Source organism: Streptomyces sp. NPDC059696 (genome assembly GCF_042733745.1).
Classification (GTDB): Bacteria; Actinomycetota; Actinomycetes; order Streptomycetales; family Streptomycetaceae; genus Streptomyces.
On sequence record NZ_JBHWFG010000025.1, the window covers coordinates 94,748 to 109,631 of the forward strand.

Here is a 14,884-nt window from a genome sequence, read left to right on the forward strand (position 1 = left end):
GGTCTGTTGCTCGCGTGTGGGGGGAAGGCGGCTGAGCGATGGAGAAGCTGGGGCCCGGGGATCCGCAGCAGATCGGTGCGTACCGGTTGCTGGCGCGGCTCGGCGCGGGGGGCATGGGGCACGTGTACCTGGCCCGCTCGGAGCGGGGCCGTACGGTCGCCGTGAAGCTGGTCCGTGAGGAACTGGCCGCGCAGGAGGAGTTCCGGGAGCGGTTCCGCCAGGAGGTGCAGGCCGCGCGGCGGGTCGGCGGGTACTGGACCGCGCCGGTGCTGGACGCCGACACCGAGGCGGCCGTGCCGTGGGTCGCCACCGGGTACGTCGCCGGGCCGAGCCTGCAGCAGGTCGTCGGGCACGACCACGGGGCGCTGCCCGAGCGCACGGTCCGCATCCTCGCGGCCGGGCTCGCGCACGCCCTCAAGGACATCCACGCCGCCGGCATCGTCCACCGCGACCTCAAGCCGTCCAACGTGCTCGTCACCATCGACGGCCCGCGCGTCATCGACTTCGGCATCGCCCGTGCCCTGGAGACCGTGACGGACGGCGGGCTCACCCGCACCGGCGCGCTCGTCGGCTCACCCGGCTTCATGGCGCCCGAGCAGGTGCGGGGCGACCGCATCACCCCGGCGTGCGACGTCTTCTGCCTCGGCTCCGTCCTCGCCTACGCCGCGACCGGCGCCCTGCCCTTCGGCACCGCCAACAGCGGCGTGCACGCCATGATGTTCCGCATCGCCCAGGAGGAACCGGACCTGGAGGGCGTCCCCGAGGGCATCGCCGACCTCGTCCGGGACTGCCTGCGCAAGGACCCCGCCGCCCGGCCCTCCCTCGACCGCGTCCTGCAGCGTACGGGCGCCGACGACACCGTCTCCGACGGCCGCGCCCTCGACCCGTGGCTGCCGAGCGCCCTGGTCGCCCAGCTGGGGCGGCACGCGGTGCGGCTGCTGGACACGGAGGACCCGGAGGGGACGGCCGGGCCCGCCGAAGGAGCACGGGGCACCACGCCCCCGGCCCCCACCGCCCCGCCCCCGGCCCCCACCGCCCCGCGCCCGGAGCCCGACGCCGCGCAGTCGCAAGGCCCGGCTCCCGCGGGTTCGCAGCAGGGGCGTGACGCCTGGCAACCGCAAGGCCCGGCCCCCGCGGTTTCGCGGTCGGAGCCCGACACCGCGCAACCCGGACCCGGACCCGGACCCGGATCAGGCCCCGCGCCCGACGGCGCCCCCGCACCCGACCGCGCCCCCACACCCGACCACGCCCCCGTCGCCGACGAGTCGTCGCGCCCCGCCCTGCCCACCGCCCCGGCGGAGGCGCCCGCCGCGGCCGCCGGCCCGCCCCCGCCGGGCAGACCCGGCGAGGGCCCGCCGCTGAACCACCTGCCCACCATGGCCGCCGGCCAGAGCGCCGCCCCCGCGTCCCGCCGTCCGCAGGCAGCGGGCGCCCCGCCCCACCCGCAGCCCCCCTCGCACCCCGGCCATCAGCCCGGAACGCCCCCGCCCCCGTACCCGGCGTACGGCTACCCCCAGCAGCACCCGCAGCCCGGCACCCCGGCCGCACCCGCGCCCCACCCCGCCTACGGCGTCCTCGGCTCCACCCCGCCTTACGGCCCGCCGCCCTACGGCACGACCCCGCCGTACGGCCCCCCACAGCCCCAGCAGCCGCGCGGGGACGGCCGGTCCACCGCGCTGCTCGTCGTGATCGCCCTGGTCGTCGCACTCGCCGCGGGCGGGTCCGTGTACGCCCTGATGCAGGGCGGCGGCGAGGACCGGGCCGACGACGGACGCGGCGGCACGCAGAGCACGGGCCCGGCCACCCCCGGCCCCTCCCCGACGGCCTCGCAGGCGGACACCTCCCCCTCACCGGTGGACGGCACGATCCCGGCCGGCTACCTCGGCACCTGGACCACGACCATCGACAACGCCGACGGCCGGCACAGCCGTTCGCTCACCCTCCAGCAGGGCGAACCGGGCGACACGGTGCTGTCCCTCGTGGCCGACGGCCCGACCAGGACGGGCGGCACCTACCACTGCGTCTTCGAGGGCCGGCTGACCTCGGCACCCGGGGCCGGCGGCACGCTGAGCATCGGCCCCTCCACCGTCAAGGTCGGGCAGCCCCGCACCGCCTGCACCCCGGGGGCGGCCACGGAGGTGACCCTCCTGTCCGACGGCACGCTCGAGCGCGTGAACACCAGCAGCGGGGAACGGCTGACGTACACGAAACAGTGATCGATTCCCCCCGGCCACCCGGTGGTTGAACGTCCGGCGAATTCCGGCCGACGACCACCGGAGGGTCGCTCGCCCGGCCGTACGGTGACCGGACGATCGATTCGTCCGGGCGGCGGCGGGGGCACTCACGGTGGAGTGGTTGAGCGCGGAGAACCTCGTGGCCGTGGCCACGGCCCTCCTCGGCATCATCGCCTCGGGCGTGATGGTCTGGTACGAACGCCGGGTCCCGCGCCGCAAACGCCTCGGCTACCGGGTGCAGATGGACAACGCCATCGGCGACGACGTGCGCTCGGGCCGCGCCAACCGCCGCCTCGGCCTGTTCGACGAGGCCCCCGGCATGTCCGACGCGACCCTGGTCCTGCTGCGCGTCGAGAACGACGGCTCGCAGGGCATCGACCGCGACGACTACACCGGACCCGAAGTCCACGGCCTGACCGCGGTGTTCGCCGGCCGTACGGTCCGCGGTGTCTCGGTCACCCAGCCGTCGGACACCGACCACCTCATGGACCACTTCACCGCGGCACGCGGGTTCGCCTACGACGGCAACACCCTGCACGTCCCGCGCGTCCCGCTCAACCGCGGCGACCACTTCAAGCTGCTCGTCCTCCTCTCCGGCGGTGACGTCGGGGACGACATCCGGCTGGTCGGCGGGCTGCGCGACGGCGAGGTGCACCCCAACCGCAGCGCCACACCGGACGACAAGCCCCCGTTGTTCAGCCGGGCCGCGCGACTGATCACCATCGCCCTGACGGTGAGCGTGGTCACCCTGGCGGCGATCGTCGTCGCCCGGGACGACACCCCGCCCCCGATCGGCTGCGCGAGCGGCACCCTCACCCTCACCGGCTCCACCGCGTTCGCGCCCGTCCTGCGCGAGGTGGCCGCGAAGTACGAGCGGGACTGCGGCGGGGACCCCGTCATCGACGTGGACGCGCACGGCTCGACGGCCGGGATACGCGAGCTCACGGCCGCGGGCGCCCGGGCGAAACGGGACTCCACGGGCTCCCCGTCGGTCGTGGCCCTCTCGGACGGCCGCAAGCCGTCCGGTCTGCCCGACCTGCGCGAGAACCGGGTGGCGGTGTCCGTCTTCGCGCTCGTGGTCAACGACGACGTGAAGCTGACGAACCTGTCCACCGGCGACGTGCGGCGCCTGTACCGGGGCGAGATCCGCAACTGGCGGCAGCTCGGCGGCCCCGACCTGCCCGTGCGCCTCGTCAGCCGGGACGCCAACTCCGGGACCAGACAGGTCTTCCAGCGCCGGGTGCTGGGCCGGGGCGAGATCGCCAACTCCTCCGTCGACTGCCTCCACAAGGACGACCCCACGGCGACCGTCCCGCGCTGCGAACTCGACTCGACCGAGCAGGTCCTGACGACGGTCGCGGACCTGCCCGGCGCCGTCGGCTACAGCGAACTGAACCTCGCCGGCCGAGCGAAGGGGCTGCACGCGCTGCGCCTGGACGGTGCCCCGCCCTCCGTCGACGCCATCGAGCACGGCACGAGCGCCTACCCCTACCGCGAGATCGAGTACGCCTACACCTACGGCCGCCCCCCGGCCGACTCCCTGGCCTCCAGCTTCCTCACGTACCTGGCCCGCGGCAACGGCCAGGACGTCATCCGCACCCACGGCCACATCCCGTGCTGGACCCCGGAGGGCCTGACTTTGTGCGCGTCCTAGCTGTACGCCCATCACCGGCCGCGGGCCTGCGTGCCGCAGGGGACGGCACGGGTGGGCGTGGGGATCCCCCTGCTCGAACGAAGCCGAGAGGTCGGGGGAGACACCCCGCTCCGCCGGGCTGCGGACCCACCCGGCCTCAGCACCGACGCGGCAGCACCCCGGACGCCGGGTCGCGAACCCACTCACCCCCGGCACCACCGCCGGGCACCACACCCCCCGACCGCCTCACCGCGGCTCCGGCGGCCGCTGCCGCGGCATGTTCGGCCGCGTCCCCCCGTGCGGCGGCACGGTGAACCGCCCGTTCACCCCGACCTCGGCCCCCCGCCCCGGCGACGGGAACACCGCCGCCTGCAACCCCGCCGGCGCGGCACACCCCGACCGGAACTCCCCCATCCAGTCCGCCGTCTCCACCCGCACCAGCTCCGTCACGTCCTCGGAGAACCTCCGCAGCACCCCCAGGCACCGCTCGGCGGCCTCCCCGGCCGTCCCCTCCGCAGGGCCCAGCACCTCCCGCACGCTCTCCGCCGCCCAGTCGAACTGCAGCGCCTGCAGTCGCCGCTGCACGGCCTGCGCGGTGGCCACGTCCCGCATCCACCCCGACGTCACCCCGAAGTACCGATCGACGGCCACGCACGCCGCCCCCACCAGCAGCGCCAGACATCCCCAGGGCGCGATCCCGCCCACGACCCCGGTCAGATCCAGCAGCGGCAGCGCGACCCCGGTGACCGCCCCGGCCGCGGCCCCGCAGCGCAGCACCCGCGCGCACCGCCGCTTCCACACGCGGTCGGCCAGATACCAGGCCGCCGTCCGCAGGGCCCCGCGCTCCACCCACCGGTACAGCTCGTCCAGCCGGAGGGCCGGCTCGCCCCAGTCCCCGAGCGGGAAGACCCGCCCGGTCAGATCGCCCGGCCGCAGCCCGGCCGCCGCCTGCTCGCCCCGCCCGTCCTGAGGCGGCCCCTCGGGCTGCATCTCCGGCTGACCCACCCGGCACTCCTCACTGACCACGAATGACCACGTACGGTTCACTCACCGATCACGCTGCGCGATGGGCGAAGGCCCGCATCCGGCCCGCGCCCGACCCTTCCTACCCCCCAATGGGTGGCGAAGACGTAGCTTTCGCCTCTTTTCCGCCCGGAAGTATTCCTTGATCAGGTATAGGGCGCGAGGGGGACTCACTCGAAAGAGTGCTGGGGCGACGGCAGCCCCGACCACGTAGGCTCGGGGCGAACGGGAAAACCCGTACCGAGCAAGGAGCTGATCGTGATCCCCGGTGGTGGCCAGCCCAATATGCAGCAGCTGCTCCAGCAGGCCCAGAAGATGCAACAGGACCTGGCACAGGCGCAGGAGGAACTGGCGCAGACGGAGGTCGAGGGGCAGGCGGGCGGCGGTCTGGTGACGGCCACCGTCACCGGCGCCGGCGAGCTGCGCGCCCTGAAGATCGATCCCAAGGCGGTGGACCCGGAGGACACCGAGACCCTCGCCGACCTGGTCGTGGCGGCCGTCCAGGCGGCCAACGAGAACGCGCAGACGCTCCAGCAGCAGAAGCTGGGCCCGCTCGCCCAGGGCCTGGGCGGCGGCGGCATCCCCGGCCTGCCGTTCTGACCCGGCGCACCGCCTTCCTCGGACGGGCGGCAGACAACTACGGTACGTACGGGACGGTACGCACCGACCCCGAAGACCCAGGAAGGGCAGTCCGTTGTACGAAGGCGTGGTCCAGGACCTGATCGACGAGCTGGGGCGGCTGCCCGGCGTCGGTCCGAAGAGCGCCCAGCGGATCGCCTTCCACATCCTCCAGGCGGAGCCGACGGACGTCCGGCGGCTCGCGCAGGCCCTGATGGAGGTCAAGGCGAAGGTCCGCTTCTGCGCGACCTGCGGCAACGTCGCACAGGAGGAGCTGTGCAACATCTGCCGCGACACCCGCCGCGACCCGGCCGTCATCTGCGTGGTCGAGGAGCCGAAGGACGTCGTGGCGATCGAGCGCACGCGTGAGTTCCGGGGCCGCTACCACGTCCTGGGCGGCGCGATCAGCCCGATCGACGGCGTGGGCCCCGACGACCTGCGCATCCGGGAGCTCCTGGCCCGCCTGGCGGACGGGACGGTCACCGAGCTGATCCTGGCCACGGACCCGAACCTGGAGGGCGAGGCGACGGCGACGTACCTCGCCCGCATGATCAAGCCCATGGGCCTGAAGGTCACCCGCCTGGCCAGCGGCCTCCCGGTGGGTGGGGACCTGGAATACGCGGACGAGGTCACCCTCGGACGCGCCTTCGAGGGGAGACGACTCCTAGATGTCTGACGCCACGCTGCACGCGACCGACCAGAACCCCGACGATTTCGCGGTCCAGATCGCGGACCAGGTCGAGAGCTTCCTGGTCGCCGTCACGGAGGTCGCGAAGGGCGACGAACCGGAATCGGCTGTTCCCTTCCTCCTCCTGGAGGTCTCCCAGCTTCTCCTGGCCGGCGGCCGGCTCGGCGCGCACGAGGACATCGTCCCCGACGAGCGCTACGAGCCCGACACGGGCCCGGACGCGGACGTCGACGAACTCCGCGAGAACCTGGCCCGGCTGCTGGACCCGATCGACGTCTACTCCGAGGTCTTCGACCCCTACGAGCCGCGCAAGGCCCCGGTACCGGCCCGTATCTCCGACGACCTCACGGACGTCATCACGGACCTGCGCCACGGCATGGCCCACTACCGGGCGGGCCGCACCACGGAGGCCCTGTGGTGGTGGCAGTTCTCGTACTTCTCCAACTGGGGCTCCACCGCCTCGGCGAGCCTGCGCGCCCTCCAGTCGGTCCTCGCCCACGTCCGCCTCAACCAGCCCCTCGCCGAACTCGACGGACTGGACACGGACCAGGGCATGGGCGACGACACCCTGGAGTTCGAGGCGGGCCGCGTGATGGCGGAGGAGATCGCGGGCCCCCTGGGGCTGCGCCGGGCCAAGTAGCCGCCGTTCCCCGCGTCTGCGGCTCGACCGAGCCGCGTCCGAGGACCGGGCCCGGATCCTCGGCGCCCTGGCCGAGGTGATCCGGGCGGTGCGGGGGAGGCGGTGACCTCCCCGCCGCTCAGAGCCGTACGGCCGCACCCGTCACGCCGATGCCCGTGCCCGGGTCCGCCGGTACCGTCACCGTGATGGTGCTGGGGCGTCCCATGTCCGTGCCCTGGTGGATCGTCAGGGTGGCCGGGGTCCGCACCAGACCGAGTTCGCGCAGGTAGCCGCCGAGTGCGGCCGCCGCCGCGCCCGTCGCCGGGTCCTCGACCACGCCACCGGGCGGGAACGGGTTGCGGGCGTGGAAGACGGTGGGGGACTCGCGGCGGACCAGGTCGACCGTGGTCCAGTCCCGGCGGGCCATCAGGGCGGCCAGCGCGGGCATGTCGTAGTCCAGGCCGGCCAGCCGTTCCCGGCTCGTGGTGGCGAGGACCGGGTGCCACGCCCCGGCGAAGGCCACCCGCGGAGGCAGCGCCGGGTCCAGGTCGCCGGCGGACCAGCCGAGGATCGCCAGCAGTTCGGCGAGGTCGGCCTCGTCGAGCGGGACCGTGCGCGGCGGGACGCTCACGAGCGTCGCCACGAGGGTGCCGTCCGCCGCCCGGTCGGTGGTGACGGTGACCGGGCCCGCGGGGGTGCGCAGCAGCAGCCGCCCGGTTCCGTGCCGCTCCGCGTGCGCCACGGCCGTGGCGATCGTCGCGTGGCCGCAGAACGGCACCTCGGCGAGCGGGCTGAAGTACCGGACGTCCAGGGAGCCGTCCCCGGCCTCCACCGCGAACGCCGTCTCCGAGTAGCCCACTTCGGCCGCCGCCGCCAGCATCGTCGCGTCGTCGGCACCGCTCGCGTCCAGCACCACCCCCGCCGGGTTGCCGCCGTCGGGATCCGTGCTGAACGCCACGTAGCGCAAGATCTCCATGCCCCGACGGTAGCGCCCAACCCCCTCCCGCGCAGCGTGATTTGGGGGCTCCTGGTGCGGTCCCGCACGAGGGCTCTACGGCCCTGGAGATGCCAGGACCGCCGTCCCGCCCGCCGGTGCACAGCCGGTGTCCGCGACGAAGACGCGCCGGGCCGTGATCAGGAGTGTCCGGGCGTGCGCCGCCCCCAGTGCTTGAAAGTTGTGGTACCGAGAGTGGCGAGTTCGTGCGATTGTGACGCCGGGCACTTTTCCGAGTGGCCTGTGCCCAGATGGGCAGGAGCGACTCTGGACGGGCGCCGGGATCTCACCATGCGATATCGCGGAGGGGTTTTTCGGACGCTCGTTAGACTGAGCCGACCGCGGTACGAATGCGTATGAGCGGATAGAGACGGATTGAGCGAGGAGCGCACGTGGGCCTTGTCGTGCAGAAGTACGGAGGCTCCTCCGTAGCCGATGCCGAGGGCATCAAGCGCGTCGCCAAGCGGATCGTGGAAGCGAAGCAGAACGGCAACCAGGTGGTTGCGGTGGTTTCCGCGATGGGCGACACGACGGACGAGCTGATCGATCTCGCCGAGCAGGTTTCCCCGATGCCTGCCGGGCGCGAGCTCGACATGCTGCTGACCGCCGGAGAGCGGATCTCCATGGCATTGCTGGCCATGGCGATCAAAAAGCTGGGCCACGAGGCCCAGTCGTTCACCGGCAGCCAGGCGGGTGTCATCACCGACTCGGTCCACAACAAGGCCCGGATCATCGACGTCACGCCGGGCCGGATCAAGACCTCGGTGGACGAGGGCAACATCGCGATCGTGGCCGGTTTCCAGGGTGTCTCCCAGGACACCAAGGACATCACCACGCTCGGCCGCGGCGGCTCCGACACCACCGCGGTGGCCCTCGCCGCCGCTCTCGACGCCGACGTCTGCGAGATCTACACCGACGTCGACGGCGTGTTCACCGCCGATCCGCGCGTGGTGAAGAAGGCCCGGAAGATCGACTGGATCTCCTTCGAGGACATGCTCGAACTGGCGGCGTCCGGGTCCAAGGTGCTGCTCCACCGCTGTGTGGAGTACGCCCGCCGGTACAACATCCCGATCCACGTCCGGTCCAGCTTCAGCGGACTTCAGGGCACATGGGTCAGCAGCGAGCCGAAGCAAGGAGCAAAGCAGGTGGAGCAGGCTCTCATCTCCGGTGTCGCGCACGACACCTCCGAGGCCAAGGTCACGGTCGTCGGCGTGCCGGACAAGCCGGGCGAGGCGGCCTCGATCTTCCGCACGATCGCCGACGCCGAGATCAACATCGACATGGTCGTGCAGAACGTGTCCGCCGCCGCCACCGGCCTGACGGACATCTCCTTCACGCTGCCGAAGACCGAGGGCCGCAAGGCCATCGACGCGCTGGAGAAGAACAAGTCCGGCATCGGCTTCGACTCGCTGCGCTACGACGACCAGATCGGCAAGATCTCCCTCGTCGGCGCCGGCATGAAGACCAACCCGGGCGTCACGGCCGACTTCTTCACGGCTCTGTCCGACGCGGGCGTGAACATCGAGCTGATCTCGACCTCCGAGATCCGCATCTCGGTCGTCACCCGCGCCGACGACGTCCCCGAGGCCGTCCGCGCCGTGCACTCCGCGTTCGGGCTCGACTCCGACAGCGACGAGGCAGTCGTCTACGGGGGCACCGGCCGCTGATGGCCGACCTCCGACAGGACGCCCGGACCGGACGGTCCGGGCGTCCGACGCTTGCCGTGGTGGGTGCGACCGGGGCCGTCGGCACGGTCATGCTCCGGATCCTGTCCCAGCGCGCCGACGTCTGGGGCGAGATCCGGCTGATCGCCTCCGCGCGCTCGGCCGGCCGCAAACTGACCGTGCGCGGCGAGGAGACCGAGGTTCTCGCGCTCACCGAGGAGGCCTTCGACGGCGTGGACGTCGCCATGTTCGACGTCCCCGACGAGGTCGCCGAGCGGTGGGCGCCCGTCGCCGCCGCCAAGGGCGCCGTGGTCGTCGACAACTCCGGCGTGTTCCGGATGGACCCCGAGGTGCCGCTCGTGGTGCCCGAGGTCAACCCGCACGCCGTACGGATGCGGCCGCGCGGGATCATCGCCAACCCCAGCTGCACGACGCTCTCCATGATCGTGGCGCTGGGCGCGCTGCACGCCGAGTTCGGGCTGCGCGACCTGGTCGCCTCCTCGTACCAGGCCGTCAGCGGCGCCGGGCGGGCCGGCGTGACGACCCTGCGCCGGCAGCTGTCCCTGGTCGCGGGCACGGAGCTGGGCGTGCACCCCGGAGACGTGCGGCGGGCCGTCGGCGACGACACCGGGCCGTTCCCGGAGCCGGTCGCCCTGAACGTCGTGCCGTGGACCGGTACGGCGTGCGAGGACGGCTGGTCGTCGGAGGAGCTGAAGGTGCGGGACGAAACCCGCAAGATCCTCGGGCTGCCCGGCCTGCCCGTGGCCGTCACCTGCGTCCGGGTGCCGGTGATCACCACGCACTCCCTGACCGTGCACGCCCGCTTCGAGGGCGAGGTCACCGTGGGCAAGGCGCGCGAGATCCTCGCCACGGCGCCCGGCGTCGTGCTGTTCGACGACCCGGCCGCGGGGGAGTTCCCGACCCCCGCCGACGTGGTGGGCACCGACCCGACCTGGGTCGGGCGGGTCCGGCGGGCACTGGACGACCCCACGGCGCTGGAGCTGTTCGTGTGCGGCGACAACCTGCGCAAGGGGTCCGCGCTCAACACCGCCCAGATCGCCGAGGTGGTCGCGGCCGAGCTCTCCTGAGCCGTCCCGGCTGTTCCTGAGCCGTCCCGGCTGTTCCTGAGTCGTCCGGGCTGTTCCTGAGTCGTCTCGGCTACTCCTGAGTCGTGCCGGCCTCTCCTGAGTCGTGCCGGCCTCTCCTGAGTCGTGCCGGCCGGTCCTGAGTCGTGCCGGCCGCTCCTGAGCCGTGCCGGCCGGTCCTTAGTCGTTCCGTTTCGGTCCGTTCCGGTCTGTTTCGCCCGGTTGAGATCAGGCGGAGCCCCGGGTTTCGGGACGTCTCGCGGTCCTCGCACCCGCCGCCGATGTCAGAGGCGGTTTGTAGGATCTGTGGACGACGTGTGAGCCGGTCCATGATCCGGAGCACTTGTCCGTGGCGCTTCGGCATCAGAGGATTTACCTCCCCGCTCTCCGCAACCGCGCGAAGGGCGGGGAGCGTCTTTGCGGTCGCCCTTCGGCCGTGGGAGCGCTTCATCAGGCGTGGGGACGCCTGGAACCGGGCGTGGGGACGTCCGTTCACATTTGGATATAAGGGAAGAGCGGGACGCATGAGGGCAATGGACGCACCATGGATTGTGCTGCCTGACGCGGGTAGACCGTCGACGGCGACGGCCGGCGTGAAAGTGATGCCCGGCACGTACAACCCTCACGGGGGTCAGCGTGTCCAACAGGCGTGGCAGAGGTACTCGACTTCAGTGCGGCGCGCGGCACGGTCCTTCGACCGCCCCGCCCGGCGGCTCTCCGACCCCGCATGGCCGGTACGCCCGGTGGCATGCCGGTGATCGCGCCCGTGCCCGCAGCGCGGCCGGCCCGCATACCCAACCAGCGTGACGGCGCGGAGGACGATGTCGCGGCCGGCACCTCCGTCGACCACCTCACCGAGACCTACCGCGCGCACTACCGCTCGCTGCTGGGTCTCGCCGCCCTCCTGCTCGACGACACCGCCTCCTGCGAGGACGTCGTCCAGGAGGCCTTCATCCGTGTCCACTCCGCTCGCAAGCGGGTCCGCGACCCCGAGAAGACCCTGGCGTACCTGCGCCAGACCGTCGTCAACCTCTCGCGCTCCGCGCTGCGCCGCCGCATCCTCGGCCTGAAGCTGCTGTCGAAGCCCATGCCCGACATGGCCAGCGCGGAGGAAGGTGCCTACGACCAGCTGGAGCGCGACTCCCTCATCAAGGCGATGAAGGGGCTGCAGCGCCGCCAGCGCGAGGTGCTGGTGCTGCGGTACTTCGCGGACATGACCGAGGCGCAGGTCGCCGAGACGCTCGGCATATCCCTCGGCTCGGTCAAGGCCTACGGCTCGCGCGGCATCGCGGCGCTCCGGCTGGCCATGGAGGCGCCGGCATGAGTGACGGAGACGGGGCGCGCCGTGACGGGCGCGACCGGCACGAGCCCTTCGAGTGGCACGAGCCGACAAGGCTGCACGGGCAAGATCCGAAGCAATCGCACGCTGGGAACGGAACTGTGAACCACGGCCCCGACGACCAGAGCCCCCACGGGTTCGACTCGGACGAGCTGGACCTGCGCTCGATGCTGCACCAGGCGGTGCAGGACGTGGAACCGCGCGACGGCACTCTCGACTACCTGCGCAAGGCGGTGCCGCAGCGGCGGACCCGCAAGCGGCAGGCCGTCGTCGGCATGGCCGCCGCCGCGCTCTTCATCGGCACGGCCGTCCCCGCCCTCGTGCACGTCTCCAACGCCACCGGCTCCGAGGCCAACCCGGCCGTCGCCGGCCACACCTCCCAGGCCCAGGGCGGTGCGAGCCAGGGCAAGGGCCCGGACGGCGGCGAGAGCACCGCCGGCGGCTCCTCCGGCAAGGCCGAGGGCAAGGAGAAGGGCGAGAAGAAGGAGAAGGACAAGGGCAAGGGCACCGGCGCCTCCACCGGCGCGTCCCAGGGCACCGGCCCCTCCTCCACCGCCGCCGCCGGCATCCCGGCGTGCACCGCCGCCCAGCTCGGCCCCGCCTCCGGAAGCAGCAACGCCCCCGACTCCACGGGCGCGGTCTCCGGCTCCTTCCGCGTCGTCAACGTCTCCGGCGCGGCCTGCACGGTCACCGGCCCCGGCTCGGTCAGCGCGCTGCCGCAGGGCGCGGCCGACGCCGCCAAGGTCGGCTCGGCCCGGCACACCGCGGGTGACGCGGCGGCCGGCCTGCTGCCCGACCCGTCGCTGGAGGCGGCCCAGCTGGTGCTCCAGCCGGGCGTCGGCTACGACGTGAAGTTCGCCTGGGTGCCCTCCGAGACCTGCCCTACCCCCGGCGGCAGCGTCGGCGGCCCCGACCCGAGCCCGGACCCCACCCCGTCGGAGGACCCGACGACCACGGCCGGCACCTCCACCGGCGGCGACACGGGAGCGGCCCCCCAGCTGGTCCGGGAGGACGGCACGGTCGACGGCAGCGTGGCGGTGACGTACACCCCGGGCGCCGGCTCGGCGGGGACCTCGGTCACGGTGTCCAACGCCTGCGCGGGCACGGTGTACTGGACGGGCGTGCTGGCGGGCGCGTAGGCAGCGACCGCGGCCCGCGAGGGGCTGCGGCCGGCCGGCCCGGCGAGGACGCCGCTCACTTCACGGCGGCGTCCACGGTCACGGGCTCCTCGTCCGGGACCAGCCCCAGTTCCGCGTCGCGCGCGTACTCCACCTCGCGCCGCAGCAACCGGAACCACATGAAGATCACGAACCCCACGAAGGCGAACCACTCGGCGGTGTAGCCCAGGTTCTGGAACGCCTTCAGGTCCAGCCCCGAGTCCGGCGGCGCGGTGGCCGGCACCGCCCGCATGCCCGAGTCGGCCTGCGTCAGGGTGATCCACGCGTCGTACACGTCGTAGGGCACCAGGTTCACCAGTGCCGCCGCGCTGATCGCGGAGGTCTGCCCGCTCGGCAGGCCGCCCCGTGCGCTGACCCCGTTGTCGCCCGGCGTCTCGGACGCCTGAAGCGCCCCGGTGACGGTGACCTCGCCGGCCGGCGGGGCGGGGGCCTTCGCCGCGTCGGCGGTCCCGGGCAGCCAGCCCCGCACCACCGGCAGCGCCTCACCCGAGTCGGTCCGCAGCAGCGTCAGCACGTAGAAGCCCTGCTTGCCGTCGAGCTCCCGGCCGGGCACCAGCAGCTGCTTGCCGTACCGTCCGCTCGCGGTGACCGGCTTCCCGGACGTCGCCTTGTCCACCGGCAGCATGTCCTTCAGCGGCCGGGGCGCCTCACGCCGGGACTCGGCGATCTGCTCGGTCGCGGTGCGGTGGTCCTGCACACGGTCCTCGAACCGGCCCAGCTGCCAGGACCCCATGAAGATGCAGAAGGGGATGGACAACAGCACGAAGACGTTGATCCCCCACCATCGGGGCGTCAGCAGAAACCGGTACACACCCCCACGGTACGGGGCTGCCGGGCGGCCCCGGCCCGCGGGGTGGGCAACGCCACGAGCCTGGCGGAGGGTTCCGGACGGCCGTGCGTCCCCCCGGGGATCAGTCCTTGCGTGCCCGGATCGAGTACATCAGCGGAACGCGCGGGCGGCCCGCGGGGAAGCGGAAGTAGCCGTCCCGCCGCTCGAAGGTGCCGAACCGCCGGAACAGCGACACGTCGTGCTCGTGCAGGAACTCGATCCGCAGCCCCGCCGCCGCGAGCGCCGAGACCACCTCGCCGACCGGATGCTGCCACTCCACCCGCCGGCCGTTCGTGAACGCGGCGCCCTCGGCCGCGTACGACCCGTCGCTCTCCTCGACCCAGGCGTCGCGGGCGAAGTAGTCGTGCACGATCCGCGAGCCGGTCTCGTCGTCGAGGACGTCGGTGAGCGGGTGGAACTCGGCGAGGTAGAGGAACCCGCCGGGCGCCACCAGCGACGCCGCGGTCCGCGCCCAGCGCCCGATGTCGGGCAGCCAGCACAACGCGCCGCCGCCGGTGTACACGATGTCGTACGACGGCTCCGGGACCGCGGTCACCGCGTCGTACACGTCCGCCGCCACGAACGCCGCCCGCTCCGGGCCGAGACCCAGGTCGCGCGCGAGGCCGCGGGCCAGGTCGACGGCGGGTCCGGAGAAGTCCAGACCGACGACGCGGGCGGCGCCGTGCCGGGCCCAGGACAGCGTGTCGAGGCCGATGTGGCACTGCAGATGCAGCAGAGAGCGGTTGCCGACCTCGCCCACCTCGGCGCGCTCGAAGTCACGCAAGGGGTCCTGACCGGCCCGGAAGGCCTCCAGATCGTAGAAGTCACCGGCGATGTGCAGCGGGACGCGCTCGTCCCAGTGGGCGCGGTTGGCCTCGTTCCAGTCGGCGGGGGTGGGGGAGTACATGGTGCGGGACTCCTGACCTGCTCGGAGGGCGGACCGGTGGAGGTTATCCACAGGCTGGGGACCCACGCGAGCG

The 14,884-nt window shown here is 73.1% G+C and carries 13 protein-coding genes; 9 read left to right on the forward strand and 4 right to left on the reverse strand.

The features are described 5' to 3' along the window. The first annotated feature begins 38 nt into the window (after window positions 1-38). On the forward strand, window positions 39-2,216 hold the full coding sequence (locus ACFV20_RS25640; protein WP_385660069.1) for a serine/threonine-protein kinase: 2,178 nt from the start codon (window positions 39-41) through the stop codon (window positions 2,214-2,216). Between the two features lie 130 nt (window positions 2,217-2,346). Further along, window positions 2,347-3,888 (forward strand): substrate-binding domain-containing protein, encoded by a 1,542-nt coding sequence (locus ACFV20_RS25645; protein ID WP_385660070.1) that lies wholly within the window; start codon window positions 2,347-2,349, stop codon window positions 3,886-3,888. A gap of 225 nt (window positions 3,889-4,113) precedes the next feature. Here the strand turns inward: ACFV20_RS25645 and ACFV20_RS25650 are convergent, their stop codons facing one another. Continuing rightward, a complete protein-coding gene (locus tag ACFV20_RS25650) occupies window positions 4,114-4,872 on the reverse strand; it encodes an SLATT domain-containing protein (protein ID WP_385660071.1) in 759 nt (252 codons plus the stop codon). A gap of 276 nt (window positions 4,873-5,148) precedes the next feature. Here ACFV20_RS25650 and ACFV20_RS25655 point away from each other — a divergent pair, with 276 nt between their 5' ends. The 3 genes from ACFV20_RS25655 (at window position 5,149) to ACFV20_RS25665 (ending at window position 6,836) form a co-directional block, all read left to right on the forward strand. Beyond that, window positions 5,149-5,490: a YbaB/EbfC family nucleoid-associated protein gene (locus tag ACFV20_RS25655; protein ID WP_385660073.1), complete on the forward strand. Its 342-nt coding sequence runs from the start codon at window positions 5,149-5,151 to the stop codon at window positions 5,488-5,490. 94 nt (window positions 5,491-5,584) lie between these two features. Beyond that, window positions 5,585-6,184: a recombination mediator RecR gene (gene recR / locus ACFV20_RS25660; protein WP_003991835.1), complete on the forward strand. Its 600-nt coding sequence runs from the start codon at window positions 5,585-5,587 to the stop codon at window positions 6,182-6,184. Then, window positions 6,177-6,836, forward strand: a complete 660-nt coding sequence (locus tag ACFV20_RS25665) for a DUF5063 domain-containing protein (protein ID WP_385660075.1) — start codon at window positions 6,177-6,179, stop codon at window positions 6,834-6,836. Before recR ends, ACFV20_RS25665 begins: the two co-directional genes overlap by 8 nt. Before the next feature lie 118 nt (window positions 6,837-6,954). Here ACFV20_RS25665 and ACFV20_RS25670 read toward each other — a convergent pair whose 3' ends face one another. Next, window positions 6,955-7,791: a PhzF family phenazine biosynthesis protein gene (locus tag ACFV20_RS25670; RefSeq protein WP_385660076.1), complete on the reverse strand. Its 837-nt coding sequence runs from the start codon at window positions 7,789-7,791 to the stop codon at window positions 6,955-6,957. A gap of 410 nt (window positions 7,792-8,201) precedes the next feature. On the opposite strand from ACFV20_RS25670, the gene ACFV20_RS25675 reads away from it, so the two are divergent. From ACFV20_RS25675 to ACFV20_RS25690, 4 genes are all read left to right on the forward strand, one after another. Further along, on the forward strand, window positions 8,202-9,476 hold the full coding sequence (locus tag ACFV20_RS25675) for an aspartate kinase (RefSeq protein ID WP_385660078.1): 1,275 nt from the start codon (window positions 8,202-8,204) through the stop codon (window positions 9,474-9,476). Further along, window positions 9,476-10,561 (forward strand): aspartate-semialdehyde dehydrogenase, encoded by a 1,086-nt coding sequence (locus tag ACFV20_RS25680; protein WP_385660080.1) that lies wholly within the window; start codon window positions 9,476-9,478, stop codon window positions 10,559-10,561. Before ACFV20_RS25675 ends, ACFV20_RS25680 begins: the two co-directional genes overlap by 1 nt. A gap of 745 nt (window positions 10,562-11,306) precedes the next feature. Then, window positions 11,307-11,882 carry a SigE family RNA polymerase sigma factor gene (locus ACFV20_RS25685; protein WP_385660082.1) on the forward strand — a complete coding sequence of 192 codons (576 nt, stop codon included), beginning with the start codon at window positions 11,307-11,309 and terminating at the stop codon, window positions 11,880-11,882. A gap of 116 nt (window positions 11,883-11,998) precedes the next feature. Next, window positions 11,999-13,036, forward strand: a complete 1,038-nt coding sequence (locus tag ACFV20_RS25690; RefSeq protein ID WP_385660084.1) for a hypothetical protein — start codon at window positions 11,999-12,001, stop codon at window positions 13,034-13,036. 55 nt (window positions 13,037-13,091) lie between these two features. Here the strand turns inward: ACFV20_RS25690 and ACFV20_RS25695 are convergent, their stop codons facing one another. Together ACFV20_RS25695 and ACFV20_RS25700 are read right to left on the reverse strand one after the other, a co-directional pair. Continuing rightward, window positions 13,092-13,886 carry an SURF1 family protein gene (locus tag ACFV20_RS25695; RefSeq protein WP_385660085.1) on the reverse strand — a complete coding sequence of 265 codons (795 nt, stop codon included), beginning with the start codon at window positions 13,884-13,886 and terminating at the stop codon, window positions 13,092-13,094. 100 nt (window positions 13,887-13,986) lie between these two features. Further along, window positions 13,987-14,811: a class I SAM-dependent methyltransferase gene (locus ACFV20_RS25700; RefSeq protein WP_385660087.1), complete on the reverse strand. Its 825-nt coding sequence runs from the start codon at window positions 14,809-14,811 to the stop codon at window positions 13,987-13,989. Window positions 14,812-14,884 lie beyond the last annotated feature (73 nt).

What these genes read in the sequence shown, in the direction of transcription:
- ACFV20_RS25640 (WP_385660069.1), top strand. Translation starts at nt 39, where the DNA reads ATGGAGAAGCTGGGGCCCGGGGATCCGCAGCAGATCGGTGCGTACCGG.
- ACFV20_RS25685 (WP_385660082.1), top strand. Translation starts at nt 11,307, where the DNA reads ATGCCGGTGATCGCGCCCGTGCCCGCAGCGCGGCCGGCCCGCATACCC.
- ACFV20_RS25670 (WP_385660076.1), bottom strand. Translation starts at nt 7,791, where the DNA reads ATGGAGATCTTGCGCTACGTGGCGTTCAGCACGGATCCCGACGGCGGC.
- ACFV20_RS25680 (WP_385660080.1), top strand. Translation starts at nt 9,476, where the DNA reads ATGGCCGACCTCCGACAGGACGCCCGGACCGGACGGTCCGGGCGTCCG.
- ACFV20_RS25665 (WP_385660075.1), top strand. Translation starts at nt 6,177, where the DNA reads ATGTCTGACGCCACGCTGCACGCGACCGACCAGAACCCCGACGATTTC.
- ACFV20_RS25700 (WP_385660087.1), bottom strand. Translation starts at nt 14,811, where the DNA reads ATGTACTCCCCCACCCCCGCCGACTGGAACGAGGCCAACCGCGCCCAC.